The sequence below is a fragment of the Capsulimonas sp. genome, from assembly GCF_039929585.1.
GTDB lineage: Bacteria > Armatimonadota > Armatimonadia > Armatimonadales > Capsulimonadaceae > Capsulimonas.
The window spans coordinates 1-24934 of sequence record NZ_JBDSQY010000209.1 but is presented as its reverse complement, the minus strand read 5'-3'; the positions used below and the strand labels follow the sequence as shown (position 1 = coordinate 24934).

26 protein-coding genes and 2 pseudogenes are annotated in these 24934 nt (G+C 57.5%); 13 read left to right on the top strand and 15 right to left on the bottom strand.

The annotated features are described in order from the left end of the window. Nucleotides 1-71: 71 nt before the first annotated feature. Nucleotides 72-593: a hypothetical protein gene (locus ABIZ35_RS15460; protein ID WP_348220818.1), complete on the bottom strand. Its 522-nt coding sequence runs from the start codon at nucleotides 591-593 to the stop codon at nucleotides 72-74. Next, the gene (locus ABIZ35_RS15455) at nucleotides 593-1081 is read right to left on the bottom strand and encodes a DUF6194 family protein (protein WP_348220817.1); all 489 of its coding nucleotides are present in this window, start codon (nucleotides 1079-1081) and stop codon (nucleotides 593-595) included. Before ABIZ35_RS15455 ends, ABIZ35_RS15460 begins: the two co-directional genes overlap by 1 nt. A gap of 237 nt (nucleotides 1082-1318) precedes the next feature. On the opposite strand from ABIZ35_RS15455, the gene ABIZ35_RS15450 reads away from it, so the two are divergent. The 6 genes from ABIZ35_RS15450 to ABIZ35_RS15425 all read left to right on the top strand — a co-directional run bounded on the left by ABIZ35_RS15450 (nucleotide 1319) and on the right by ABIZ35_RS15425 (nucleotide 5689). Next, nucleotides 1319-1876 (top strand): hypothetical protein, encoded by a 558-nt coding sequence (locus ABIZ35_RS15450; RefSeq protein ID WP_348220816.1) that lies wholly within the window; start codon nucleotides 1319-1321, stop codon nucleotides 1874-1876. 423 nt (nucleotides 1877-2299) lie between these two features. Then, nucleotides 2300-2854: a hypothetical protein gene (locus ABIZ35_RS15445; protein ID WP_348220815.1), complete on the top strand. Its 555-nt coding sequence runs from the start codon at nucleotides 2300-2302 to the stop codon at nucleotides 2852-2854. A 4-nt stretch (nucleotides 2855-2858) separates the two neighbouring features. After that, nucleotides 2859-3434 (top strand): hypothetical protein, encoded by a 576-nt coding sequence (locus tag ABIZ35_RS15440; protein ID WP_348220814.1) that lies wholly within the window; start codon nucleotides 2859-2861, stop codon nucleotides 3432-3434. A gap of 4 nt (nucleotides 3435-3438) precedes the next feature. Continuing rightward, complete coding sequence (locus ABIZ35_RS15435; protein ID WP_348220813.1) at nucleotides 3439-4029, top strand: hypothetical protein; 591 nt, start codon at nucleotides 3439-3441, stop codon at nucleotides 4027-4029. 4 nt (nucleotides 4030-4033) lie between these two features. Beyond that, a complete protein-coding gene (locus ABIZ35_RS15430; RefSeq protein WP_348220812.1) occupies nucleotides 4034-5068 on the top strand; it encodes a hypothetical protein in 1035 nt (344 codons plus the stop codon). Between the two features lie 18 nt (nucleotides 5069-5086). After that, entirely contained in the window at nucleotides 5087-5689 is a 603-nt protein-coding gene (locus ABIZ35_RS15425; RefSeq protein ID WP_348220811.1) for a hypothetical protein, read from the top strand. Between the two features lie 45 nt (nucleotides 5690-5734). Here the strand turns inward: ABIZ35_RS15425 and ABIZ35_RS15420 are convergent, their stop codons facing one another. The 3 genes from ABIZ35_RS15420 to ABIZ35_RS15410 form a co-directional block, all read right to left on the bottom strand. Further along, nucleotides 5735-7858, bottom strand: a complete 2124-nt coding sequence (locus ABIZ35_RS15420; protein ID WP_348220810.1) for a PHB depolymerase family esterase — start codon at nucleotides 7856-7858, stop codon at nucleotides 5735-5737. A 44-nt stretch (nucleotides 7859-7902) separates the two neighbouring features. Continuing rightward, complete coding sequence (locus tag ABIZ35_RS15415; RefSeq protein WP_348220809.1) at nucleotides 7903-8883, bottom strand: hypothetical protein; 981 nt, start codon at nucleotides 8881-8883, stop codon at nucleotides 7903-7905. Between the two features lie 456 nt (nucleotides 8884-9339). After that, the gene (locus ABIZ35_RS15410; protein WP_348220808.1) at nucleotides 9340-10170 is read right to left on the bottom strand and encodes a TIGR02452 family protein; all 831 of its coding nucleotides are present in this window, start codon (nucleotides 10168-10170) and stop codon (nucleotides 9340-9342) included. Nucleotides 10171-10268: 98 nt separating this feature from the next. Between ABIZ35_RS15410 and ABIZ35_RS15405 the strand changes: the two genes are divergently transcribed. Beyond that, nucleotides 10269-10817: a hypothetical protein gene (locus tag ABIZ35_RS15405; RefSeq protein WP_348220807.1), complete on the top strand. Its 549-nt coding sequence runs from the start codon at nucleotides 10269-10271 to the stop codon at nucleotides 10815-10817. A gap of 43 nt (nucleotides 10818-10860) precedes the next feature. Here the strand turns inward: ABIZ35_RS15405 and ABIZ35_RS15400 are convergent, their stop codons facing one another. Together ABIZ35_RS15400 and ABIZ35_RS15395 are read right to left on the bottom strand one after the other, a co-directional pair. After that, a complete protein-coding gene (locus ABIZ35_RS15400) occupies nucleotides 10861-11589 on the bottom strand; it encodes a hypothetical protein (RefSeq protein WP_348220806.1) in 729 nt (242 codons plus the stop codon). Nucleotides 11590-11696: 107 nt separating this feature from the next. Then, nucleotides 11697-12287, bottom strand: coding sequence for an SMI1/KNR4 family protein (locus ABIZ35_RS15395; RefSeq protein WP_348220805.1), 591 nt, complete (start codon nucleotides 12285-12287; stop codon nucleotides 11697-11699). Between the two features lie 202 nt (nucleotides 12288-12489). Between ABIZ35_RS15395 and ABIZ35_RS15390 the strand changes: the two are divergent. Next, nucleotides 12490-12714, top strand: a pseudogene (locus ABIZ35_RS15390) (putative immunity protein); the annotation flags it as partial. Between the two features lie 277 nt (nucleotides 12715-12991). Here the strand turns inward: ABIZ35_RS15390 and ABIZ35_RS15385 are convergent. Continuing rightward, the gene (locus ABIZ35_RS15385; RefSeq protein ID WP_348220804.1) at nucleotides 12992-13867 is read right to left on the bottom strand and encodes an ankyrin repeat domain-containing protein; all 876 of its coding nucleotides are present in this window, start codon (nucleotides 13865-13867) and stop codon (nucleotides 12992-12994) included. A 94-nt stretch (nucleotides 13868-13961) separates the two neighbouring features. After that, nucleotides 13962-15020, bottom strand: a complete 1059-nt coding sequence (locus tag ABIZ35_RS15380; RefSeq protein WP_348220803.1) for an aldo/keto reductase — start codon at nucleotides 15018-15020, stop codon at nucleotides 13962-13964. 421 nt (nucleotides 15021-15441) lie between these two features. Here ABIZ35_RS15380 and ABIZ35_RS15375 point away from each other — a divergent pair, with 421 nt between their 5' ends. After that, entirely contained in the window at nucleotides 15442-16764 is a 1323-nt protein-coding gene (locus tag ABIZ35_RS15375; protein ID WP_348220802.1) for a hypothetical protein, read from the top strand. A gap of 533 nt (nucleotides 16765-17297) precedes the next feature. Here ABIZ35_RS15375 and ABIZ35_RS15370 read toward each other — a convergent pair. Beyond that, nucleotides 17298-17570 carry a hypothetical protein gene (locus ABIZ35_RS15370; RefSeq protein ID WP_348220801.1) on the bottom strand — a complete coding sequence of 91 codons (273 nt, stop codon included), beginning with the start codon at nucleotides 17568-17570 and terminating at the stop codon, nucleotides 17298-17300. Between ABIZ35_RS15370 and ABIZ35_RS15365 the strand changes: the two genes are divergently transcribed. Genes ABIZ35_RS15365 through ABIZ35_RS15355 form a run of 3 tightly spaced genes read left to right on the top strand, consistent with a single transcriptional unit; the run spans nucleotide 17559 to nucleotide 19833 of the window. Next, nucleotides 17559-18503, top strand: a complete 945-nt coding sequence (locus tag ABIZ35_RS15365) for a hypothetical protein (protein ID WP_348220800.1) — start codon at nucleotides 17559-17561, stop codon at nucleotides 18501-18503. The genes ABIZ35_RS15370 and ABIZ35_RS15365 overlap by 12 nt on opposite strands. Nucleotides 18504-18524: 21 nt before the next feature. Beyond that, nucleotides 18525-18917, top strand: a complete 393-nt coding sequence (locus ABIZ35_RS15360) for a hypothetical protein (protein ID WP_348220799.1) — start codon at nucleotides 18525-18527, stop codon at nucleotides 18915-18917. Between the two features lie 10 nt (nucleotides 18918-18927). Then, nucleotides 18928-19833: an AraC family transcriptional regulator gene (locus tag ABIZ35_RS15355; protein ID WP_348220798.1), complete on the top strand. Its 906-nt coding sequence runs from the start codon at nucleotides 18928-18930 to the stop codon at nucleotides 19831-19833. A gap of 19 nt (nucleotides 19834-19852) precedes the next feature. Here ABIZ35_RS15355 and ABIZ35_RS15350 read toward each other — a convergent pair whose 3' ends face one another. The 3 genes from ABIZ35_RS15350 to ABIZ35_RS15340 form a co-directional block, all read right to left on the bottom strand. Beyond that, the gene (locus ABIZ35_RS15350; protein ID WP_348220797.1) at nucleotides 19853-20104 is read right to left on the bottom strand and encodes a hypothetical protein; all 252 of its coding nucleotides are present in this window, start codon (nucleotides 20102-20104) and stop codon (nucleotides 19853-19855) included. A 73-nt stretch (nucleotides 20105-20177) separates the two neighbouring features. Continuing rightward, a complete protein-coding gene (locus ABIZ35_RS15345) occupies nucleotides 20178-20417 on the bottom strand; it encodes a hypothetical protein (protein WP_348220796.1) in 240 nt (79 codons plus the stop codon). Nucleotides 20418-20448: 31 nt separating this feature from the next. Then, nucleotides 20449-21528 (bottom strand): Fic family protein, encoded by a 1080-nt coding sequence (locus ABIZ35_RS15340; RefSeq protein ID WP_348220795.1) that lies wholly within the window; start codon nucleotides 21526-21528, stop codon nucleotides 20449-20451. 265 nt (nucleotides 21529-21793) lie between these two features. On the opposite strand from ABIZ35_RS15340, the gene ABIZ35_RS15335 reads away from it, so the two are divergent. After that, nucleotides 21794-23143 (top strand): PAS domain S-box protein, encoded by a 1350-nt coding sequence (locus tag ABIZ35_RS15335; protein ID WP_348220794.1) that lies wholly within the window; start codon nucleotides 21794-21796, stop codon nucleotides 23141-23143. 12 nt (nucleotides 23144-23155) lie between these two features. Here ABIZ35_RS15335 and ABIZ35_RS15330 read toward each other — a convergent pair. Both ABIZ35_RS15330 and ABIZ35_RS15325 read right to left on the bottom strand, forming a co-directional pair. Continuing rightward, nucleotides 23156-23674, bottom strand: a pseudogene (locus tag ABIZ35_RS15330) (PDDEXK nuclease domain-containing protein); the annotation flags it as partial. Between the two features lie 230 nt (nucleotides 23675-23904). Then, the gene (locus ABIZ35_RS15325) at nucleotides 23905-24525 is read right to left on the bottom strand and encodes a hypothetical protein (RefSeq protein ID WP_348220793.1); all 621 of its coding nucleotides are present in this window, start codon (nucleotides 24523-24525) and stop codon (nucleotides 23905-23907) included. Between the last annotated feature and the right edge of the window lie 409 nt (nucleotides 24526-24934).

The window sequence follows — 24934 nt, the reverse complement described above, 5'->3', positions numbered from 1 at the left end:
TGGCCGCAAGACGCCCTATGAGGCGACAGTCGAATGGTACGGGAAACGGCCCGACCTATTTAACCAGGAGCCTACCCAGTTCCGAACGCGTCACAGTTGTTCACAATGTGATGAGACTTGACACGTACGGAGCAAGAATAGCGTCCCTTCGGCAGGAACGCCGCCACGAGGCACAACCGCACGTCGTTCGGACGCTGTACACTCTCCACCAGGCGCGAAACGGCTCCCAACACATGCACATCCGAAGCCGTACCCGAAGGCGCGCCCTTGATTTCAACCAGCATCCACACACCCTGCTGATTATCCTGAAGGTTTTCTCTGCTGGACTTCCGGTACTGTTCTGTAAATAAATTCACATATTCCGGAGCCAGAGTAATCGGCTTGCCCTCGGCGTCCCGCCACGACAATTCGTCGCCGGCTCCCATCGGAGCAATTCCCAAAATGCGCGCATCCGGAATACGTCCATCCATCGCCGGCGTGATTTGGCCGCTCACAGCATCCGTCCCCGCAGCCTCATCCGCATAACCAGGTGCGATGGCGAAGAACAATGGAACGCAGACACAGATCGTCGGAAACAGTCTTCGGATGTTCATCAACTCTCCAATGACTGCGCCGCCGAACCATTGGCGGCGTCCGCGCGCTTCTCAACCCGCCGGACTGCGATCCCGTACGCCTCGGCGAGCCACGGCTTCATGCGTTCAAATGTCGCCTCGCTCGGACTGAGCACGCAGATCCAGGACTGCGGCGCGTACACCGGATGCGGCAGCACCTGATCCAGCACGGTAAAGTCATGCCCCGTCTCCACCACCCCGCGCTCCCCAGGCGGCCCCGGAAGCTCGCCCAGCAGCCCCCGATACGTCTCCTTGCTCACCCCGACATTCAGCCGAAACACCCCCGGCCTCTCCAGATCGGACACCTGATCGTGACGATCCCCGGTCACCAGGGTCACGAATGGCTGCTGATACTTCGGCGGCAAATCCCGCTCGGGATCATAGATAAAGTACGTATCGCCCGACGCCTCCAGAGCGTTGACGCCAGGAAACGTTTCAGTAACATATCGAATGACTGCCGCCTCATCCATAAAGTCGCCTCATTTCTGTCAATCGTTCCCATCAGCCCGCCCTATTCGCCAAGTTTCACACAATCCCCTCTGTCATTTTCATAATTGGTTCCATAGCAGACACTCTTTGTTTTCTGAAGTATTTATAGTCTGTGCGCCACAAGACGCACGATATTACAGAAGAACGGTATAGTAGTTAAGCCGCTTCGCATGAAGTTTCCTGGCTACGGATTACCTCGAAGTATGGAAGGGGAAATTATGAACGACCGACACAGTAAAACTCTTTTGGCGCTTGTTGCCGTCGCTCTCTGGGGCATCCTTATTCGCTCCTTTTTTGACGCACCAGCATTGCAGGCGAAATCACCGGTTCCTCAAGTCCTCACGGCGTCCGTTGTCACTGCCCGCGAATTTCAATTGGTGGATGAAGACGGTAAGAAGTGTGGCTCGCTCACGTGCGAACGTGGGGGATCGACCATGTTAATATTGGGGGAGCAAAGCGGTATTAAGAATAATATTAAGCTGTACACGGAGGGATACGGGGGCTTCTTAGATATGTCGGCTGGTACTGGGCAAAATACGGTGAGGCTCTCCGCCATTCAATCTGATTACATTCCAGGAGATGGCGGCGGTGGCAATCTTCAGCTTAGGTCAGATAAGGATAATACTAGATTGTCGGCCGGACGAATAGCGCTCACCCACGGCGTGCCCCATGTATCCGCAAAATCTGGCAGTGTGGATGTTCCCATTGATGTTAACGCTAAGTCTTTTATTGCGTTGAGTAACCTGCAGACGCCGCCGAAATCCGCTGGGCAGTGACGTAGGTTTACTGTTTATTACGAAATTTGCTGGCGGTTCGCTCACGCCGTAACTCCCAATATGTATAACGCTGCCGGATGCGGCCCAACAATGCGCTGCGTCCGGCGACATCAACCGCTAACCCCGTTTAGACTGCGCCCAGGCGGAATAATCTCCACCAAAGCCCTGGCGCCATTGTCGGAGCGCCATATTGCAGGCCGCGCTCATCATCGAATTGTATTTAACCACGACGAACGAGCGCACACAACAAAAGAAAGCCATCCGTCTCGCCGCTTCTCGCCCCAAGCAAACGCCGAATGGGTCAAGACGGAGATCGAAAAGTTTCTCATCGAAGTGTAACATTCCCGCGCTTCTCGGGTCAGATCAAATAGACCTGCTTTGGGACATGTCTCTCGCTGATCGAATTGGAAGAGGATCAAGAATATGGAAGAGGAACAGCCGCGCGTCATGACAATCGGCGGCTTGCAGATGGAGATCGACACGGATCAGATCACCGGAATGCGTTTAGACTACGCGAAAATCCGACGGCTGCACAAACAGAGCATTGCGTGTATGACGGTGTCCTTAGTATGCACGCTCTTGCCAACAACGAGCAGCCTCGCAATTCCGTCATGGATCACGCTACTGAAATTAACCGCAGCAGTCCTATTCGCCGTGATCTTGGTATTGTCAAAATACGCGCAGAATCATGAACCCAATCGCCCCTTTGTCATCCGGCGCCATCCCAATACGATTCAGATCGAACGCGCCGCCGAACTCCCCTTTCCGGCGGCGGCCCAGGTCACCCTGGATAGCGTACGCGGCGTACAGCAGCGCATCCCCCGCCTGAACATCACGCTGCCCGCCGAGAACAGCAAAAAACCACGGCGGATCGGCCTCGCCCTCTTCCGCTCCCTGACCGACGCCGAGCAGGCGAAGTCAGAGATCGAACAGTTTCTGCGCGCGGACGAAACGAAAGCGAAACCGATCACAGGGTAAGAAATTGCAAGAACACTGGCCGCCACCGCCCTCGAACGCGCCTCGAACACTGACTCTGGGCGTATGGCGCTTGGACATTGATGCAGATCGCATTGCCGGATCGCGGATCGACGACCGAAAACACCGATGGCGCTTCTATTCTCAAGGAGTATTGGTGCTGCTGACGCTGGCGGGCGTCTCCATCACCGTGATGAGCCATGTCCCCGCCCCGCCGGTGACCTTGCAGCTATTTGGAGCAACCGTCGTCCTCTACGCCGGCGCATTCGTCATGCAAAAGATCGGCGCTCGCCAGCTTCCCAGCCGCCCGTTCGTCATTCGCCGCAATCCAAAGACCGTTCAAATCGGGCGGGACGACGCACGCGTCCTTCCACAATCATACATACTAACATTAGCAAATACGCCCGGCGCAAAAGACCCGACGTATCTCCTGAACCTGACATTTCCAGAAGAAAACGGCAAGAAAGCGCACACGATCCGCCTCGCGCACTTCGGGAAGCAAAACGACGCGCGAACCGCCAAAACAGAGATCGAGAATTTTCTAACAGCGACACCGCAGACAATACGAACGGATTGGAATTGATATCTTGGAACAGCAATGGCCACCAGCTCCGGTGAACGCGCCGCGCGTTCTCACACTTGGTCAGGTGCGATTGGACATCGATCGCGACCGTATCATCGGAACGAGGCTTAACTACATCCAGGTCCGTCGAGGCTCCATCATCATGGCGATCTTCATTGCGCTTGTGGCCTGCCTGCTGGGCTTCCTGATTCCAAATCTGACCAATGGACGTCATCTTCCGCTGCCCACGTCGATCCAGCGTCTCCACCTGTTTCTAACGCTGATGATGGTTTTGGTGTTCGCATTCCAGATTTACAATCTCTATCTCGTAAGAGACGACAGGTTCACTCTCCGCCGAAACCCTGCCTCGATCCAGCATGGACACAAAAGCGAGCGTACGCTGCCGCCGTCAGCGCAGCTCGAACTGGCTTCCGTAAACCTGGGCGTAAGAGTGGTTCATCGCGTATTTTTTCACATTGCAAGCGATGACGAGCGGAAATCGGAACAGATATCTCTCGCGGGTTTTCCATCGCTTGCCGACGCGCGAACCGCCAAAGCAGAGATCGAGAATTTTCTAACAGCGACACCGCAGACAATACGAACGGATGGAGATTGATACTTTGGAACAGCAAGGGCCGCCCGAGCCGGCCACGCGCGTATTGAACTTCAGTATGCTGCAATTGGAAATCAACGAGGATCATCTCGAGTGCTTGCGCCCGGCCCGCAGGCTCATGCCGCCCATGGCTTACATCCGCAGCGTAAAAACCGCCTTCCAAATGTTTGGAACGCATGCCTTGGTGATACCCGACATGCGCTTCGTGATACGAAGGTCGCCACTGCGGATCTATATTGGCGACGACTGGACCGGTCACTCCTTGCTGCGGGAAGCGCGGTTCACGGTAGAGAGCGCAGGCAGCGCGGCGCACCCATTCTGGCAGCTGTGGCTCACAATTCCGCCGGACGGCACAGTCAATACGCGGCAGTTCTGCCTGGCGTACTTTTCGTCACCGGAAGAGGCGGAGCAGACAAAGGCGGCCATCGAAGGGTTTCTGACTCTGCCCAAGAAGCCGAAAATCGTCACGCCAAAACGAACAGTCATGGACATCATGGAACGCGTGACCGCGATGCCTGGGCCGTTTGATGAGGGCACGTATGAGGAAATCTGCGAGCGAACGGAAGAGGCCGTGGCCAAGTGGGCGCAAACGGCGCCCATTCAGTGGCTGGGCGTCATAATCGCCTATAGTCAAAGCGATCCGGACCGTTTCCTCTTCGGCGTTCGGGAGGAGATGAGTGAGATATTCGTCGATCCTCAAATACTGATGCTGATGAAAATCTGGAGCTGCAAAGCCCCCGATTACTACCTGCACAAACTCGGCGAAGCGATGCTGGCCGACTCCGGCGGCCCACGCGAATTTCTGATCCGATCTCTGGGCGAGGTCAGCGACGAGAAAAACCTGCCCTGGCTCAAACGTCTGCTTGAGCAAGACACGGCGCTTACCGACATAGAAATCGACGAGATTTTCACAGTGCTGGAGATTAGCCAGCAAGCCGAGGCAAAAGTTCTTTTAGCGCTCCTCTACACTCGAACGCCGCCGGAAATGACGGACATACGCAAATCGATCGACGCAATACTCGAACATCCGAAGCCAGAGTAGCGGGGAAGGATTACCGATATGGAGCAGCAATGGCCGCCGTCGCCAACGAATACGGCGCGCGTGGTGATGATCAGGCTGCTGCTAATGGAGATCGGTGAGGATCGGCTGCTGGCGACGCAGCCGCGCGCGGTCCAAATACAGAAACGAATCCATGGGCTGCTCACCGCTGCGATCGTTCTGGCGCTCGCCTTCGTGGCGCTGCCGATCATCCTCGGGATCGCGATTGTGTCGATCCCAGGATTCCCCGCCGCGCCGGTGCGTGCGCTCACGCCCCTCGTCACGATCCAGCCCTACGCCCGAATGCTGTTGTGGCCGCTGATCGGCGCCCAAGCGATCTTCGCGCTGCTAGCCGCGCTCAACCCGACGAAGCCGTTTGTTCTGCGACGCAATCCCAATACGCTGCAAATCGGGCGCACGGCGCGGTTCGCCCTGCCCGAATCCGCGCAGTTCGTCGTGGCGCATCAGAGCCGCCGCGCGAGCCGCTCACCGATCTATGTTCTCAGGCTCGAAATCCCCGGCCCCGAAAATCGCAATGCTCCCACCTTTGGCCTCGCCACGTTCGTCACGCAAGCCGACGCCGAGCGGGCGAAGGCGGAAATTGAGAGATTTCTGCAAGGGTGACCTCTGAACCCGCGAAGGCGGGTGACCGTACTTTTAGCCGCGAATTCATTCGCCTGCTTCTGGCTTGGCCCGCCGCTGCTTCAGCATCCAATCGTACAGCTCCTGCGATTCGTACGCCTTCGCCCAGGAATTGTGGCTGGCGCTGGGGTAGACGGTGAACTGAACGTCCCCGCCCGCTTTTCGCATGGCGTCAACCATCGCCTGCGCCCCCTCGACTGGGACTAAGGAATCTCCGGCGGAATGGAAAGCCCATGTGGGAATGTGCGCGATGGGGCCGACCAATCTCGGATCGCCGTCTGTCGCCATCGGCGCGAGGGCCGCAAACAGGTCGGGGTAGTATTCGGCCGTCGTCCAGGTGGCGTTGCCGCCCATGGAAAGTCCAGTCACGTAAATACGATCCGGATCAACTCGGTACTTAGCTGAAACCGTATCCAGAAGATCCTTCACCTGGGCTGGGTTCCACCCCTCATCCTCCGGGCATTGCGGCGCGATCACAAGGAACGGAAATTTTCGGCCGCCGTCGGCCAGCATCGGGGGACCATGGCGTTTGACAAGGTCGAGATCCGTCCCGCGCTCGCCCGCCCCATGCAGGAAGAGGAGCAGCGGCCAGCGAGAAGCGTCCTTGTCATAGCCGTCCGGCGTCCACGCAAGATACGGATACGGAACGGCGTCGCCCGTCCGTTTTTTCAGACCGTACGCCCAGACATCGGACGCCGTCCAGGGGTCGCGGAGCGGCGTCGCCGACTTCGTCTCGTAAAGCTGCGCGTAGAGCGCCGCAAACCCCGGGCGGTTTTGAAACGCATCGGAGACGGCTCGGGACAACTGCTCGTCGATGTCCGTAGCATAGGAACGGGCGATCGGCTCCTCGATCCCGAGAAGTGTGGGAATCTTAGGGGAATATGTGAGATGCTCGTTCGCCCAGTCGATCTCGCTAGGCTGACGGAAGAAGATCAGAAAGCGTTTCGCAGCCACTCCTTCTTTTCCCACGATTTCCACACGCGCGCCGTATCGCCCGGGCTTGGTCGCCTGGGTCACCCGCCGGTAATCATTGTCATACCAGGTCGTGCGCAGGGTGTACGGGCCGATCGCGTCCTCCATGCCCCGAGGCTGATCGTAGTCGATTTCGGGAAACCACTCGCCCGAAAACGTAAACGTGGATTTCATGAGAAGTTGCTGGGCCACATTCCGGCGCGCCGCCTTCAAATCCGGCATCAGCATTACGCCCTGGGGGACGCCTTCGAGGACGATCGTCAGCGGGCCATAGCTCTTCGTCCCGGGAGCGGGACAGGGGAGGCGCAGTTTCGCGGCTGCTTGATCTCCCTGTCGGCCAAGGACCATGGCGGCGACGGTTTTAGGTCCGTCCTTGATCGCGACAGGCTTACCAGCCAGCGCGGCGGGCGCCGTCAATGCGAAATCCGTCCACCGAAAGGAGTTGTAAACGGCAATTCCGGCCACCCGGATCGGTGGGCTGGGAAGGACCGAAAGCCGAACCGTCTGCATCTTTTCCGCCACGATGCTGTCGTCCTCCGCAGGGCGCCAGGCGCGCTGCTCCCGGTTGTCCGCGCGCCAGTTGTTCACCGTTATCTGCAGATCCACGGTTTTCCCGACCGTCGGCGTAACCTGCAAATTGGCCCAGGGCAGCAGCGCCTCCACGGTATAACCGTCCTTGTCGTGGGTCGTCGCGATCTGCATTTCCAGAGGATGGAGTGTGCTGGCGCGGTAGTCGAATTTCTGCATCCGCAGCGTCGGGTGCTTCGGATCGGCTCCAGGACTGACAATCACCAGATAGCGCGACCGGCCGTGGGTCCGGTCCATCACCGACAGCTCCACCGAATCCTTCACGTAAAGCTGCCCCGGATTATCGTATTCCTCCGGCGTCCGGTCCTTCACATGGATCAACGCCAGCACCCCGCGCGCATCCCACCCGATCCGCGCTGAAGCCTCCGGCGGCCCATCGCCCCCCGTCCGGTACAGCGCCCCCAAATCCGCCAGCGCATCCACATGCAGCCCCTCACGCCCCCAATCCGACGACGCGCCATCCACCGTGATTTGGCTGACGCGAGGAATATCAAAGACAACCCCGGACTTCGGCCCACGATTTTGCGCGGAGACAGAAGATGCGGCCGCAAACAAGACAATACAAATGGCGATCAATGGACGTGACAGCAAGATGAGATCCTCGTTTCCAAAAAGTGAGATGAGATTAGGCCGCTTCAAGACAATCCATCTATGACTAGGTTGTCGGGCACAATATGAGTACGTCGGAATTTAATATCATGGGCGCCTGCCTCCCAGAGCGCTCTCGCAAGTTCAATCGAGATCACATCAACTCTTGATCTCAAATAGTAGATTGGGAAGATGTCATGCGATGGAACTTTATTACCACTTTTATGCCAAGGCCTATCGCTCACGCTAAATGTGTAAAACGCTTGTGGGGATCGCGCCCAACTGACGCCTACAGCTTCATTCCGTGAAATCGAAATAGGCCGTTCACGATTTATTGAAATGGTTGGATATTCATCATCCCCCACATCTCCAACAACTTCCCGGGAACGATAAAGTGAATGATTTTGACATCCAGGACAAATATTATTTAAGACGACAACAGGGTCAATATCGACACGAAATCGAAATGCACGCGGAACAATTATCTGCGAATAATCATCGTTTTTCTTCAACGGCCTCAAGGCGACGCCAAACGATTCCAGTGTGTCGTAAAGGGATTTATGTGCAATCCATTCCCAATGATACGTCTGCTGGAGTTTTGACTTACTCGATATTTTGAGATTAAGGTCTGATATCTGTTTGTCGGCAATACGCTCGCAGTGATCGCAAGCCCATCTCAATTCTATGGTCTTGTTGAAGTTCTTAATTACAGGTGACTCAATAAGGCCAGGCATCAATATCTCAACGAAACTATTATCTTCAATATCATCAAAATCATATTTTTCATCAATAACAATACTCTTTATAATGGATTTGCTCTGATAAATCGAACTCCCCCACTCAATTAACTCTTCAGCAACCAGACTGGTCGTTTCGACATTGCATATCGCTCGCTCCACATAATCACCGAACACGATACCAGGGTCATCGGACACGATATCAGGAACAAGAAAGTATAAAGATTTTGGCAGAAAAGAGATGGTGATTTCCCTTGAGTACCGAAATATGATGGATGCGACTATTCTCATGGTTGTGTTATCGAACGAACTATGCCTTCTTTGGATTTTCTGCAAGCCCCGTTTGATATCTCAGTGGAGGCGTTTCCAACAGGACAGTGCAAGCGGCGATCAGTCGGCGTGACAGCAAATGAGATCCTCGTTTCGAGAGAGCGAGATGATGGTCATATCTTACACGATAAACCGGGCATTATCCGCGCAGGCAAGAACCATGGAGTTTAACTGAATAACTGACGTTACGCAAGCCTCTAGCCGGCGAATGAATTCGCGCCTATAAGTACGGCCACCTGGCTTCGCGGGTTCAGAGATTTGTTTCGCAGGCGTGGTTGAATACGCCGTAAGATTGACGGTTTACCTCCGCCAATTTCTGAACCCGCGAAGGCGGGTGACCGTACTTGCAGGCGCGAATTCATTCGCCGGGCATCTTGCATTCGTCGGGCAATTGCGTCATTAAGTCGGCAAAATGCATCACATCCCGCCCATTCGGGCCTGAAAGGCGCCCAGCACCTCTTGCCTTGCGCTGGCGTCGTAGACCGCAAACGTCACATGGGTGAAGCAGTTTTCGAATGGGCCGCCGGGGCCGAGCGCTTCGACGAACAGGTCTGCGATCATCACGGGATCGTTTTGGAAAACGCCGCAGCCCCAGGCCCCTAAGATCAGCGTGTCGTGACCGCGCTCATAGGCGACCCACAGCACTTTGTGCAGCCGCGCCGCAAGCGTCGGCCGGATCAATGCGACATTGTGCGGCTCGTTGCGGCGCACCGCGCCCGCATTGACTGCGGGGGATGTGATAAACGACGCCATATACGCAGTCTCCAGCAAAACGCCGTCGTCATCGCGGATCACGGGGACGCGCGGCGAATAGATCATATGGTCCGAGTACAGACATGTCCCCAGCTGACGGTGATGATCGTACATTAGCCGCTTTTTCAGAAGGCACGGATACAGCCCCGACGACCGCGCCAGTGACTCTTCCTGCGCCTGACTCCCGTTCAAAAACCCGCCGCCCGGGTTCTTAGCCGAAGCAAAGTTCAGCGCCATTGGATTAGCCGCCGCCAGTCGGCGCGCCGCCTCCAATGTCGTCTCCGCCGTCACCTCCGCCAACGTCTCTCCAGTGCGCTTCACGCACGAGGGAACCGGATCGGAAGAGTCCACCGGTGTGTATAACTGAGTCCCTGCCAGCGCCGCCGCCTGAACGTCCCGAACCTCCACCACCCGCCCCGACGGCGCCGTGTAACGCCCCGCCTCAAAAATCGCCAGCGTCTCTTGCGCGGCTTGTATTCGTGTTGATTTCTTCATTGTATTATGTACACTATCGCCTCCAAAGAACCATTTGAGAAGGAAACACTCATCCAGATGTCTGATAGATGAGAGGGATACGATCAGGAGCAAACGCAATGAGCAATCAGTGGCCGCCGACGCCGAAAGTCGGGCATGAAGATGTGACCGTTGAATTTTTGGAAATGAAAATCGACGGTGAAAGCCTGCGGGCGACGCAGCCGAATTATGAGAAGGACACACGTAACAAGCGGATCATCCTGGCTGTCTTTTACACCTTCGCCCCACTCTATTATCTCTTTGTGCACAAATATTTCCAAGCGCCGCTATCCGTGCTGCTTCCGCAGCTTGCGATATACAGCTTGGGGTCGGTACTGGGATATCTTTTGGTCAGGCGGATCATCGCCGGGGGACAGACGCACCGGCCATTTTGCATTCGCCGAAACCCCAGAACATTTCAGATTGGAAGCGAAGCCGAGCGCCCACTGCCACCAGAGGCGCTCTTTTCCGTGTCGCGTTTGGGAACCAGGCTCCACCAGCTGATATTGACAATACCGGGCGAAGCGGACCGGAAGAGCGCGCTAATCCTACTCTCGATATTCAAAACTCCAGAATCCGCGGAGCGAGCGAAGGCTGAGATTGAGGGATTCTTGAATCTCCATGAGTAGCGATGGCAATTGGGCGTCTCATGGCCGTTGGATTCATCATTGATCATAGGCGCGTGCGTCGGCGCATGATCTGTTCGTGCTTTTTCTGTAGTTCCGGGAGCACGTGACGGAAGTTGAAGACCAAATCGTCGATGGTCTGGATGGGGCGTGGGAAGCCGACTTCCCAGACACCCCAGCGATTGCCGCCTGGCGGCTCAATGCCGTGCACGCCCTCGGTGTCCATATCCCAGACAATGCCGGCGCGAGAGCCGTCGGGCGCTTCGACAAAGCCGTCGCCGGACGTGCAGCCTTCCGGGTATTCGGGTTCGATAAACTCGGTGATAGCGCCATAGCGCCAGCCGTCGGTGTTGGTTTCCTCAATGAGAGGAAAGCTGTCATAGGGACGATCTGGCTTGGGAGGCGGAGCGTCGTTCGCCTCAAGCTGCGCGAGCATGGGAGCGATGGCGCGGTCAACAGTGCGCAGGTCCGCTTCCGAGAGGCGGTGGATCATTCGCATCTGAATTTTGAGCCCCCTGACGGCAAGTTCACGCAGGACTTCCTGGCGGGCGCCGTGCAGGGTGAGCCCGCGCGAACAGACAGTAAGGCGTAAGCTGGAGGCGCTGTAAATTACCGAGCGTACGAACCGGCTGTTCTGCGGCAGCGTGGCGCTGACATGAACGGTCTGAATGTGCTTTCGCCATTCGGGAGGCGCAACGGCGAAAATGGCCTTGATGTCGCTTCGGTCCAGCGCATGCGACGGCGGCTTGTCGATCAGATCGATGGAGATTCTCATCTCGCCATCATTCCCAGTGTATCCCGAGAGATAGGGATTGGCTGTGCTTGTTTCATGGTCCTGCTGACCTTATCGCCGCCCGCGGCACGTCTGAGAAAGACCGGCAATCAAACATCTTCGATCCGAACGATCCCGCCATACTCGTGGGAATATAGCTGCATGCCGCCTTCGAGTTCCCGGGCATGCTGCGTGAGCCATTCACTGAAGCTTCGCGCGACGACCTCGCGCTCGGGCGCGTCATGCCACATCGTGATGATCTGTCCCGCCGCTCCGCACGGCGCCGGGTCGAGATCCAGGCAGTAGTGGTCGCCGTTGGCGTTGCTGGCCAGCGGGATCCACCCGGCGCTCCACCAGTCTCGCTTGACGCCATCATCGGGATCGCTCTCAATGCCGTCGAACACACTGGCGTCGCGCAGGTCTTTCCAGACGCGCCATTCGTTAACCACGCGACGGATGGAGAGCAGGTCAAAACTATCGATCAGGGAACCGCCGATGGATGAGTAATTGTGATCGTACTGTTGGCCATTGCGAAATCGATAGGACTCGCGCACGTCGTCGGGAAATTGGATGCCCATCTCTTGTTCGGCGGTGTTGATCTCGGCTTGAGAGGCTCCGGGCGCCATGCCCGCGAGGATCTCCGGCGCGCCGGTGCTCAGCCACGTATCGATACGATCCCAGGCATTGCTGATATCAGTCATTTCCCCACCCCGCGCGTTGATATCTCATCATACCAGCGGGCAAGCCATGAGAGGTTAGAAATGACATGACGCCGGGCGCCGATCGTTGAAATTCTCACGCGATGAGAATTGATCTGAAGTTAGGTATGATGGATCAAGATCAGGATCCATACGAAACCGCCCTCCATCACTAAGATTACTAACGATGCCCGAAGCCTGAATTATGATTCTCACTCAACCCCGTGATCCTAGATTTACCACCACTCGTCGTGGCGGCGTTCTCACTGACGATCACCATCACCTTCTTGCGGTATGGGCCGCCGCATGCGCGGAGCATGTGCTGCATTTCTTTGAGGAAGCGCGGCCCGAAGACGACCGGCCGCGACGTGCGATTGAGCAGGCTCGGGCATGGAGGCGCGGCGAGGTCACGATATCACAGGACCGTGCGACGGCTTATCGATCAGGTCGATGCAGATATGCATGGCGCTATTTGGAGGCCGGATCTAAATAAAAGACGTAACAGAGCATGAAGGCGGCTATAAAATAAGCTCCCATGCCGCCGTGATTCCGAAGCATGAAATACGCAATTGGGAGAAGCACGGCGTACGCAGCCGCGATCCAGGCTACAAGGATCAGGCGTCTGCGTAGCGTCTCGGAATTTCCGAGCAGTATTCTGCGTAACGTCTTCTTCGGGTGAGGCGAGGCAGGGGCTGGTTCGATTTCGCTCATGGAGTAATTATACTGCGCTCCACACGATTTTGCGCGATGTGTTTTTCGTCGGCGTGCGTGAGGATGGCGATGGTTTTGGAGTGGTCTTGCTGGAAACGGTCTGCGTATTCCTGGATGAGGTCGAGCGCGGTTTTGCCATCGTGATTGCGCACGTCGATGTCCGCGCCGGCCTTGAGGAGAATGTGGAGAACATCGCCGCGCGCTTGATGCATGGCGTGCATCAGGGCGGTGCGTCCCTGGTTGTCCTGAGCGTTGACATCGGCGCCGAGTGTCAAAAGCAGTTCCGCAATTTCCGGTCTATGACCGAGTCTAGCGACGCTCATGAGCGCGGTTTTGCCATCGTTAGCGCGGGCGTTCACGTCGGCGCCGTGTTCGGCGAGGAAGCGCAGGGCTTCGATCCGCATGGATGCGGCTGCGACCATCAGCGGCGTTGTGGCGTCGTCGGATCGCGCATGGATGTCCGCGCCGGCTTCCAGCAGCACGGCGCAGATTTCCACAGTGGCAGCAGGGACAGTAGGGCTGTAGTGCGCCGCAGCGTAGTGCAGGGGCGTTTGGCGGACGTTGTCTCTTGCGTTGACATCCAGCCCCAAGCCGAGCAAGTAATGCACCGAGGCAATGCCGCCACGCCACGCGGCAAGGTGAAGCAGGGTTCGGTCGGCGCGGTCCACGGCGTGAAGATCCGCGCCGGCGTCGATTAAGGCGCGCATGCAGTCGATGCTGCCTCGCAGAGCAGCGTCCACCAGCGGCGGCTCTCCGAATCTGCCAGGCTCATTCGGGTTGGCGCCGGCGCGCAGCAGGGTGGTGACTTGCGCGGCGTCGCCCGCCAGAACAGCTCGGTAAAACTTTGTGTTGCGTCTCTTTTTGTCTTCCATGAGAGATCTATTATACTGGAGCAATGAGAGACTGAGGGCGATGATGCGGGAATGGCCGCCGCCAAATCACCACATTAGGCGGCGGCCGTTTGTTTTATCGCTTCGCGATAGCGTCGTCATTGCCGGCGGTCAGGAAGCTGCGGACCATGGGCGACCCGATCATATCGTGCGGGAAGCCCCGCTCGATCTTGCTGGCTTCGTCCAGCTTCGCCAAATGTTCGGCGCTGAGCGTGACATCGACGGCGGCGAGGTTGTCGTTGATCTGGCTCACCTTGCGCGTGCCGACAATCGGGATCACGCTCGGCCCCTGCGCGAGCAGCCACGCCAGCGCCACTTGAGAAGGGGTCGTCCCGATCTCGGCGGCGACATCCACCACCACCTGCGCGATGGCAAGGCTCCGGTCCGTCAGGAACCGGTCGGCCGAGCCGAAATCCCCCATCGATGTCAGCCGCGTTCCTTCGGGCCGCGCAGTGTTGTACTTACCGGTCAGAATCCCCTGCGCCAGCGGCGACCACGGGGTGACGCTCAGGCCCAGCGCATTCGCCATCGGAATCAGGTCGCGCTCCGGCGTCCGCTCAACCAGACTGTACTCGATCTGCAGCGCCACAAACGGCGACCACCCGCGCAGCTCGGCCAGCGTATTCGCCTGCGAAACGATCCACGCCGGCGTATCCGAAATCCCGACATAGTTCACCTTGCCGGCCCGCACCAGGTCATCCAGCGACTGCATCACTTCCTCCACCGGTGTGGTGAAGTCCCAGGCGTGCAGCCAGAGCAGATCGATGTAATCCGTCCCCAACCGCTTCAGGCTGCCCTCCACTGACCGCCGCAGATTCTTGCGGTGATTGCCGCCGCCGTTCGGGTTGCCGGCGTTCTCCGGCGCGCCCGGCTTGTCGTTGAGCGAGAACTTGGTCGCCAGCACAAACCGATCCCGGTCCTGCGCGATCAGCTCCCCCACGATTCTTTCGCTGCTGCCGTTCGTGTACATATTCGCCGTATCGATAAAGTTACCGCCCGCCGCCACAAAAGCGTCGAACACCGCCTGCGAATCCTCCTTGCCCGCGCCCCAGCCCCAATCCTCGCCAAAGGTCATCGTCCCCAGACAGATCTCCGAAACGCGCAGCCCGCTGCGCCCCAGCAGTTTGTATTTCATGGTGTTCTCCTCCAAATTCGATACTATGATTATGAAAGGACCGAGCCAATGACGCGTAACCGATTACTCGCAAATTCTTGAACGATCCTCTCAGCAGGCGTGCGCGGCGTAACAAAATCTGTTGCGATCCGTTTTACCTGAAGTACCGCGTGTGCGACGTTTGAACAAGTCTTTAGCTTTATCTTTAGTTCGGCGTAGAATATACCGATAGTAAACAGTGCTTAGACAAGAGGTTTAATGCATCTCAATTGTGGTTTGGATTAATTCTGAGAGGGTGGAATAATCGCACCGACGGATGATTGATGCGCAGGCGCACTGTTCTTATTTTAAGCGTCCTGGCGCCTTGTTATCTGAGGCCGCGTCCACTGACCCTGTTTTCCAATCGACCTTTGAGCTTCGACACCATGGAAAGGTTCTTTCAATGATCACTCTCTCGCCCTCACTGCGGCGCGCCGGACGCAATTCCGGACTAATGTCCATCGGCGTCCTCTCGACCCTGGGAGCTCTCTCGTTCACCCACGTCGGACCCGCGCAGGCTCAATCTTCGTCCCCGACCCTCGCATCCCTTCAGGCGAATATCACCAGGCTGCAGACCGTAACCAACGAACTCAACGGGCGGGTCAACAATCTCCTGGTCAAGACTACCAGTCTGCAAACGCAGATCATCTATTTGAAAGCCCATCCGACCCCTGGACCCGCCGGCCCGCAAGGCGCTAAAGGTAACACCGGCCTGCCAGGCGTGAAGGGCGATATCGGCCTGCCAGGCGTGAAGGGCAACACCGGCCTGCAAGGCGTGAAGGGCGACACCGGCCTGCAAGGCGTGAAGGGCGACATCGGCCTGCAAGGCGTGAAGGGCGACATCGGCCTGAAAGGCGTGAAGGGCGACACCGGCGACATCGGCCCCAATGGCCCGCAAGGCCTCAAGGGCGACATCGGCGACACTGGCCCGCAAGGCGTCCAGGGTGACATCGGCGTTCAGGGCCCGCAAGGCCTCAAGGGCGACATCGGCGACGCTGGCCCGCAAGGCCTCAAGGGCGACATCGGCGACATCGGCCTGCCAGGCGTGAAGGGCGACACGGGAGACCCTGGATCGCAGGGAGCAAACGGCGCGCAGGGAGTTCAGGGGCCGGCAGGTCCTGGGTTCACGGCGGACAAGATCGCGATCCTCGACACGATGATCCTTTCGGGCAACACGCTGGCGATCAGCGGCGTCAATGTCCAGATCGTCGATGGGAGCGGAACGACCCAGAACACGTCGGGACTTGGCAACTTGATCATCGGCTACAACGAGCCTAACGTTAACTTCAACCAAGTGCGCACCGGCAGCCATAACTTGATTGTCGGCGACGGCAACGACTACACCTCTTACGGCGGTATCGTCGCCGGCTACAACAACAGTGTCACAGCGCCATACGCTTCGATCACGGGCGGCGAAGACAACACGGCGAGTGGCGGCAGTTCCTCCGTCAATGGCGGCCGCAGCAACACAGCGAGCAACCAGTATGCCACCGTCAGCGGCGGCTACTTGAACATGGCGAACGGCTACTCTTCCTCCATCAGCGGTGGCTACAACAACACGGCGAGCGGCACCTATTCCTCCGTCAGCGGCGGCGGCAACAACACGGCGGGGAACACCTATTCCTCCGTCAGCGGCGGCGACAGCCTTACAGAGATTGATTACTTCGGCTGGATGGCCGGCAGCCAAGGCTCGACTCCGACGAGTGGTAATTTCTCGTCCCCCTAGGTTCGCCTACTTCGATCCTCAAAATACCGATCACGGCCCGGAGACGCACAGCGTTTCCGGGCCGCGTTTGTTTTTCTTCTCTCATACGATTGCTGAAGAGGGTTACGCCCGAGGAAGCTCGGCGCTCCAAAGGGACAAATTACGGGACGTCGCTGGCGAGGGACGCCTGTCGATACCGTAGTTTCATTCTTTGGTTTCGGCCCCTCCCGATTTGGCCCCTGCCCCATCCTGAGGTTTCGGCCCCCATCCCCATCCTGGGGAGTAGGAGAGGCGTTCGTCGCACTCTGGTCCCCCAGGATGGGGCGGAGGGGCCGAATCTTAAATCGGGGGCAGGAATCGCAATCCCAGCAGTGAAATACAACTCACTGCCTAACTGCTCGTGGTGGCTCTGTGACGGACAGTACGGAAAGACGGATGATCGAGAAGAAATGACAACACAACCATTGAGACGGTTACCCTTCTTGTACTTTGTGCAGAATACAAATCTCCCAGCGGTGCGTTCCGGCAAGCACAACGGCCGCGACAGCGCATGTCTACTGATTCCAAGAAATGGGCCGGCGAAATAGCTGGTAACATAACTCCATGATCACCCACATGCGCCGCCGGAAACTATTCGGTTTGCCGCTCACCTTGCTCTTGCTCGCCGCGCCCGGTGCGCAGAGCGCCTCGCCGCCGCAGTACCAAATTGTGGAGATTGCCGCCAGCGCCAACGAAATGGTGGACGGCTTGAGCTTGAACGACAGCAATGAGGCGCTCGTATCGATCGGCAATGGTCCGCTCGGGCAGCGCTTTTTTTGTATACGCATGGCGCGCTCAAAGACTTGAAGCTCAAAGGGTTTCCCGACCAGGCTGTGCTGACAGTGACCAACGATCATCGACTGCTGGGGACCGCGCAGTCCAAAACCAAGCCCATTCGGGTCTTTTATCTCGATGCGCAGCAGCGCATTCATTGGCGATCCGCTCCCGGCAGCTGTACTCAGCCACGGATGAACGGCAAGGGAGAGATGATTGCGCGGATGCGTCCGACCGATCAGGAGGGTTATAGCGTTGCTTATTGGAACGCTGCGGGCGCGTTCCGGGAAATCCCTTTGCCTTACGAACGAGTGGACGTCGTGGGGTGGATAAACGATTCCGAGTTTCTCGTGATGGGCAATATGGAGCCTGACCGATCGTACTCGGTGATTGTCAATGCGAAGACCGGAAAGACCCGGCGAAAGATCACGCATGCTGGCCGTTGGTCTCTGCGGGTCAAAGCGGTGAGAGCGGATGGAGCGTTTGCCGGCAGCATCTCTTCGAAGAACGAGGAAGGCGCGCCGTTCAAGTTTGTCCATGGGCGTGTTGTCAAATTGCCTTACGGCGGCTTCACGAACGCAGAAGCGATGGCGATGGACGGCGGCGAGAACGTTGTCGGAACCACATATGACCTGCATGAGGATCACACGCCTCCCGACGCCCATACCCTCAGTAAGTTATTAGCGCCTCAGGACAAAGAGCTTTCTGCCAAGGACAAATCTTCCCAAGTGGTAGAATGGCAGTCGGCCCTGATTTCGAGGCAGACGGCGACGTTATGGGTCGGAAAACAGCGATACGATCTGAACCGCCTTTGTAAAAACGCGAACGGCTGGAAACTTCAGTCCGCGACCGTGATCAATGCGCGCGGGGTGATCCTCTGCAATGGAATGCACAACAGACACAGGATGGCGTGCCTGCTCATTCCTGAAACCAAAGGAACGAGATAAGGCGCTGGTCTTGTATAAAACATGAAACACATATTCATCGACCTCATTAATTATTGTGACCATCGGTATTTATCAGATGACGATCGGGATTTGCCGGATGTAATTTTGTCTGCAATAGGCAGATGGGGCGATGAATACGTGAATTCCGCAGCAGGCTGGGTGATCCAATGTTTGTGGTGGGATAGAAATGGTCATCGGAAGGATCGGTTTGGAAAAATAGCGGTTCCTATTGAGAGTGATTTAGGCAAGATGATGAGACAATGGGTGACAGAAACGCCCGAATTGACGGCCTTGTTTGAGGTGCGAGAAGACGATATTTACTTACGTGACGATCTGCCAAGTCATGAAGTGGATGAGATGGCGGCGTGTGCTCGGGAATTCGTATTGCGGCATGTGCATGTCCGTCCCATGTAAGGAAGTTCCTATGACCACGCAGCAAGAACTCGCCCAGTTGATCGAGCGCTACACGGATGGCGACGGAGCATTTCCTACGGCGATTGCTCCGCTCACCGTGTACAAAGTCTCGGAGCCGACGCAGCCGATCATAGGAGCGTTCGCGCCGGTTTCGGGACTCTTCCAGCCGTCGTTCTGCGTGGTGGCGCAGGGGCGCAAGCGGGTGACGCTGGGCGAGGAAAGCTATGTCTACGACACGGCGCACTGTCTGCTGCTGTCGGTCGATCTGCCGTTCTTCGCACAGGTCCTGGAGGCGACGCCGGAAAAGCCGTGCCTCAGCCTGCGGCTGGGTCTGGATGTGGGGGAGATCGGCGCGCTGATGGTGGAGGCGGACCGCACGCTCGGCGCATCGGCTCCGCCGGAGCGCGGCGTTGCGGTCAGTCCCATCGGCGGCGTGCTGCTCGGCGCCGTCACGCGGCTGCTGTGCCTCCTGGAAACGCCCGAAGACATTCCCATTCTCGCGCCGATGGCGATCCGCGAGATCCTTTACCGACTGCTGCGCGGCGAGCACGGGGCGCGGCTCACCCAGATCGCGCTGGACAACAGCCACACCCAGCGTATTGCCCAGGCAATTGACTGGCTGGGCCGCAACTTCGACCGCCCCGTGCAGATCGAAGACATCGCCCGCGAGGCGAGCATGAGTCCGGCGGGCCTGCACCGCCACTTCAAAGCCGTCACCGCCATGAGCCCGCTGCAATACCAGAAACACCTGCGCCTCCAGGCCGCCCGCAGCCTCATGCTCAGCGAAGACCTCGACGCCGCCACCGCCGGCCTCCATGTCGGCTACGAAAGCCCCTCGCAGTTCAGCCGCGAATACAGCCGTCTCTTCGGCGCCCCACCCCTGCGCGACATCGCCCGCCTGCGCGCCACGGGATAGGCGTGCTTTTGTCAGCGCATCAGAACCGCTTTCGCGGACGTTCCCTGAGATAAGCAAGCCAGACAATCGCCTCTGCGCCGCCGAAGACGCACAAGGCGAGGTTGGTAAATAGATAACTGGGCGAAAATATCAGGAAAAACGTTGCACAGAGGCTAATCGAATAACTGCGCCGAAGGCCCTTTTGGAACGCCGCCGCCAGCAAGCGATAATACTCCAGCCGTTCGCCCACTGAGGCTTGCGGTAATCCTTCAGGCTGCAAACGTTCGTCCATTTCGGGTTCCTCTCCCAGTCCCATCTCGCATCCTGGCTCCTGTCATCATTAGCGTCAATCTTCATGCTTCCAGTCAAGTCCCTGATCCAGCGTTCCAGACTGTGCGTATGTCTTGGCTGCCGGTGAATGTATGATAATGGCCATCGCATCCATTGGACACGAGCAGATAGTGCTCTCCGCCTCCCATACTCATCATCACTTCGGTGTTTCGAATACCGTCCAGCCGCCGAATCGCCTGCTCGATCTCATCCCAGCCAGGATCGGTAACATTAACTTCAAGATCGCCATCCGCCGCCAAATACGTTACATACATCGAATGTCCCCCATTTGACGATTGCGCGTTTTTATGGCGCGCTCGCCCCTCGCAGCAGTTCAAACAGCGCGTCGTTGAAGTAGTAATTTTCTTTCTCGTACTTCCGTTTCGAGAGCAGGTCGATTCGTACGAGTTCGTCCAAATATTTCGCAGCCGTCTGGCGCGTGACTTGCAAATCGTCCATCACGAAATCGATCTTGGTGTACGGGTGTCGGAATAGATTGTTAATGAGGTCTTGACTGTAAATTTTCGGCAGTTCATCACGCATCTTGTGTTTGTACGCCAGCATCAGCGTTTGGATTCCCTGCACCATCGCAATCGTCTGGCGCGACGTTTCTTCAACGCCCTCCAGCATGTAAAGCAGCCAGGGCTCCCACTCGCCATCTTTTCTCACGGATTGCAGCAGACGATAATAATCCGACTTGTGCTGATTGATGTAGCGGGAGAGATATAAGATAGGACTCCCGAGAAGCCCCTGCATCACAAGATAGAGGATATTGATGATGCGCCCCATCCGTCCGTTCCCATCATAAAATGGATGAATGCTCTCAAAGCGATGGTGGATGACCGCCATCTTTATCAACGGATCCCAATCGCTCATTCCATCATCGTTGATGAACTGCTCTAAATTGGCCATCAGAAAGGCAATTTCGTCTGGATGCTGTGGGGGCGTGTAAACAATTTCGCCAGTCTGCTGGTTTTTCAGGGCCGTACCAGGGAGTTTGCGAAATCTCGCCTGATTATCTTCGATACAGGCATGCATTTCCAAGATGTCGTTGTTGGTCATGAGACCCGTGCGCCGGATTTGATCGAAACCATTGCGCAGCGCGGTAGCGTAATGGTGCACTTCCTTGGCCTGAATGGAAACGAAACTCTGCGCCTGACTGTCGCTGCGATATAGTTCGTCGTGTGTCGTGACGATGTTTTCGATCGCCGAACTGTCCTTGGCTTCCTGAAGAGAGAGAGTGCTGATCAAGATACTCTTGTTCGGAATACTCGCCACGACGCCTTTTAGCTCCGCAAGCGCCTGATGGGCTTTGGCGAGCTTTCGAAGTACGGATTTCGTCTCAATATCGCCAATGTTTGGCAGCAGCGGTAATGTGTTCAGCATAGTTGGTTTCAGGAAAGTTAGGATGGCGCGATACTCATGTTAACGAAACGGCGTTTTCGTTAACATGATACCCAGGTCATGTTAACGAAACGGCGTTTTCGTTAACATGAGAATACGCCTCTGAAGTCGCCATCACGAAAAATCGCGGAATGATTGAAGAATTATCGCGCCAAATCCTGGTATAAATCCTATGGAGCCTTTGCGCCAGTGACAGCGAGAGCCATATCTATTCCGTGCAGCGAAAACCTAAAGAGAAGTAAGGTTCATGACGCATCCCGACCCCGACGATCAATCTGATGGCCTGGACGCCGCCCGGCGCGCGCTTGCGGAAAGCGAGCGGCGGTACCGGACACTGTTCGAGACCATGGCGCAGGGTGTCTACTATCAGGACAAAGAGGGAAACATCACCACCGCCAACCCCGCCATGCTGGCTCTGCTGGGTGTGAACATGGACCATCTGCAGGGGCGGGAGCCGCTCCCGGAGGGCTGGCGCATGATGCGCGAGGATGGGACACCGCTGCCGACCGAAGAACGCGCCTCGATCCGGGCGATCCGCACGCGTAAGCCGGTGATGGGAGCGATCATCTGCTTTTTCAATCCCAAGTTCGGCGAGATCCGATGGCTGCGCGCCAACGCCACCCCCGAACTTGATCCGGTCACCGGGGAATCCATCGGCGCCTACACGATCTTCGAGGACATCACCGAGCGTCGGCGCTCCGAACAGGCCGCCACGGAAGCGGCGCGCACCATCGCCACGGTTTTGGAGAACGTCACCGACGCGTATTTCGCCCTCGACAAAGAGTGGCGCTATATCTACGTCAACCGCCAGGGCGAGCAGACCGCAGGATTTTCCCGCGAAGAGCTGATCGGTCGCCGCATCTGGGACGTTTATCCGGAAATCCTGGGAACCGGGTTTCAAAAGCAGTTCGAACGGGCGATGACCGGCGGCTCGCCCGTAACCTTCGAAGAGTACTACGTCGGCTCCCAGACCTGGTACCGAGCCCACGCCTACGCCACCCCCGAAGGCTTAGCCTTCTACCTGCGCAACATCACGAACGAGCGACGCGCCAGTGAAGAACGCCGGTTCGCCGAAGATCGCCAGCGCGAGTTCATGCGCGATGTGCTCGCCAGCGTCACCGGCGGCAAGCTGCGTCTGTGCTTCAGCGCCTCCGACCTTCCGAGCGATCCCCCCAGCACGGACGGTATCCCGCTCACCCTGACCGAAGGTCTGCGGCCCCTGCGCCGCCGCGCCGAGGAGGCCGCGCACACCGTCGGCTTCGACTCGAACCGCACTTATGACCTGATCCCCGCCGCCGGCGAAGCCGGCATGAACGCCGTCGTCCACGCCGGCGGAGGCGGCGCCTACGTGCGTATCCTGCCAGGCCAGGTCGTCCAAATCTGGATCGTCGACGAAGGCCCCGGCATCTCCATCGAAAACCTGCCCCGCGCCACCCTCGAAAAAGGCTACACCACCGCCGGAACCCTCGGACACGGTATGAAGATGATGCTCCGCGCCGTCGATCGCGTCTACCTCCGCACCACACCCAACGGCGCCACCGTCGTCCTCGAACAAAGCCCACACCCGCGCAGCGACTTCATGCTCAACGACTGGTGACAGGAGGCGGCGTCAATCTTCCCGAACATCCTCCAGCATCCGTCGGCGCGCGGTTTCGATCGATGCATGCAGCTTCGCATGCAGCACGTCGCGCGACGGCAGCACCGTCAAGTATTCCGCCACATGAATGCCGCTCTTGTCCAGCTCCAGCAATTCGATCTGCTCGGTCTTCTTGCCCGCGCAGAGGATAATCCCAAGCGGCGACGCCTCACCCACCTCCTGCTCGTGCTTCGCCAGCCAGCGCAGATACAGCTCCATCTGGCCTTTGTACTCCTCCCGAAACTCACCAATCTTCAAATCCACCGCCACCAGCCGCTTGAGCTTCCGATTGTAGAACAGCAAATCGATATAAAAATCGTCCTGATCGATCTGAAGCCGCTTCTGCCGAGCGACAAACGTAAAACCCGCGCCCAGCTCCAGTAAAAAAGCCTCGATCTCGCGCAGGATCGCGTCCTCTAAATCCTTCTCCAGATACCGATCCTTCAAACCGAGAAAATCCAGGACATAAGGATTTTTCAGCAGCAGATCGGGAGCTGACTCGGCAAAACCATGCACCCGCTTGACTTCCGTGCTGACATGGTGAATTGCTTGCTGCCGCGCGCCGTCGATCAGCGCACGGATATCGTCTACAAGCGGCGTGGGGGCCGACAATTCTTGTTCATTATTCATTCGTTTGAATGTCTTTCCTCGTCGCGAGGAACGCCCAGCGCGGCAAGCAAACAGGGTCCGAGCTTGACGGCGACGAGCAGCGGCCCCAGCATTCATTTACGAATGCGCTTGGGCTGGATTTTTATCTGGACGCGCGTGGTTCCGGCGGCCAGAGTTCTGGGGTCCCAGATCAATGGGACGCCGAGCAGGCGCGCCGCTTCTTCGGCGTACTCCGCCGTCGCAAACTCTCGGGATCGGCCCAGTGTCGATCCATAAGAAGGCGATCCCAAACAAATCCCGGTCCGATCCGGATTTCCCTGCTTGCGACGCAGATACACGCGTCCGGTCTCTTCATAGATAAAGACGCCCGAAAACTCGTCCATAGAACCCGTCCCCACCGCTATCGCCCCTGGCCAAATGCTGCGCGTCACATAAGTTCGGCGCGCCAAATCGACCGTCATCTCCCGAGGCGCCATCATCCGCGCAAGGATCCACACGCACACACACCAAAACACCGCCATTCCGCCGAACGACAAAGTTGTCGCCATGTTCCACGATCCCTTTGTGCTGAGACCGAAATAAAACAAAGACAGGAAGAGAAACACGATGGCGCTCAAATACCAGAGAACGGGGTCGATGCGGCTGAGGAGCGGCGCACGAATGGCGACCTTATCATCACCGGCTTTTGTGACCCAGGAATTCGACGGAATGCGTGCGCCTATCTTTTCGAACATATTCCCTGCTTTCGATTCTGGAGCCCCGCCCGTGAAACTGACGCCCACGCCAGCCAAGCTTGCCGCAATGGCGCAGTGAACCGATATTCGTTGGAGTGGGGCGAATAACCTGCCGGATTCACCTAACCCCCCATCGAGCTAAAGCTCGATTTACCCCTTCCCTGCAAGCCGCTTCGCGGTGGGAAGTGGGTGCTGATAACTCAAAGCGACATAGCTCTTGACGCTGGGTATCGGCCCCTCCGCCCCAATTCTGGGGGACCGGAAAAATGCCTCTATCCGAAATCGGGTCCCCCAGAATTGGGGCGGAGGGGCCTCTTTCCGACACCTCACGCCAAGAGCGATGTCGTCCATAATGACTAGCACCCACTTCCCACTGCGAAGCAGCTCGCAGGGAAGCAGCTCACAGGGA

Coding starts and splice junctions, on each gene's coding strand:
- ABIZ35_RS15385 (WP_348220804.1), bottom strand. CDS start 13,867: ATGGAAGACAAAAAGAGACGCAACACAAAGTTTTACCGAGCTGTTCTG.
- ABIZ35_RS15445 (WP_348220815.1), top strand. CDS start 2,300: ATGGAAGAGGAACAGCCGCGCGTCATGACAATCGGCGGCTTGCAGATG.
- ABIZ35_RS15375 (WP_348220802.1), top strand. CDS start 15,442: ATGATCACTCTCTCGCCCTCACTGCGGCGCGCCGGACGCAATTCCGGA.
- ABIZ35_RS15325 (WP_348220793.1), bottom strand. CDS start 24,525: ATGTTCGAAAAGATAGGCGCACGCATTCCGTCGAATTCCTGGGTCACA.
- ABIZ35_RS15345 (WP_348220796.1), bottom strand. CDS start 20,417: ATGTATGTAACGTATTTGGCGGCGGATGGCGATCTTGAAGTTAATGTT.
- ABIZ35_RS15355 (WP_348220798.1), top strand. CDS start 18,928: ATGACCACGCAGCAAGAACTCGCCCAGTTGATCGAGCGCTACACGGAT.
- ABIZ35_RS15400 (WP_348220806.1), bottom strand. CDS start 11,589: ATGAGAATCTCCATCGATCTGATCGACAAGCCGCCGTCGCATGCGCTG.
- ABIZ35_RS15415 (WP_348220809.1), bottom strand. CDS start 8,883: ATGAGAATAGTCGCATCCATCATATTTCGGTACTCAAGGGAAATCACC.
- ABIZ35_RS15335 (WP_348220794.1), top strand. CDS start 21,794: ATGACGCATCCCGACCCCGACGATCAATCTGATGGCCTGGACGCCGCC.
- ABIZ35_RS15405 (WP_348220807.1), top strand. CDS start 10,269: ATGAGCAATCAGTGGCCGCCGACGCCGAAAGTCGGGCATGAAGATGTG.
- ABIZ35_RS15425 (WP_348220811.1), top strand. CDS start 5,087: ATGGAGCAGCAATGGCCGCCGTCGCCAACGAATACGGCGCGCGTGGTG.
- ABIZ35_RS15410 (WP_348220808.1), bottom strand. CDS start 10,170: ATGAAGAAATCAACACGAATACAAGCCGCGCAAGAGACGCTGGCGATT.
- ABIZ35_RS15350 (WP_348220797.1), bottom strand. CDS start 20,104: ATGGACGAACGTTTGCAGCCTGAAGGATTACCGCAAGCCTCAGTGGGC.
- ABIZ35_RS15395 (WP_348220805.1), bottom strand. CDS start 12,287: ATGACTGATATCAGCAATGCCTGGGATCGTATCGATACGTGGCTGAGC.
- ABIZ35_RS15360 (WP_348220799.1), top strand. CDS start 18,525: ATGAAACACATATTCATCGACCTCATTAATTATTGTGACCATCGGTAT.
- ABIZ35_RS15340 (WP_348220795.1), bottom strand. CDS start 21,528: ATGCTGAACACATTACCGCTGCTGCCAAACATTGGCGATATTGAGACG.
- ABIZ35_RS15450 (WP_348220816.1), top strand. CDS start 1,319: ATGAACGACCGACACAGTAAAACTCTTTTGGCGCTTGTTGCCGTCGCT.
- ABIZ35_RS15455 (WP_348220817.1), bottom strand. CDS start 1,081: ATGGATGAGGCGGCAGTCATTCGATATGTTACTGAAACGTTTCCTGGC.
- ABIZ35_RS15370 (WP_348220801.1), bottom strand. CDS start 17,570: ATGCGTATACAAAAAAAGCGCTGCCCGAGCGGACCATTGCCGATCGAT.
- ABIZ35_RS15380 (WP_348220803.1), bottom strand. CDS start 15,020: ATGAAATACAAACTGCTGGGGCGCAGCGGGCTGCGCGTTTCGGAGATC.
- ABIZ35_RS15460 (WP_348220818.1), bottom strand. CDS start 593: ATGAACATCCGAAGACTGTTTCCGACGATCTGTGTCTGCGTTCCATTG.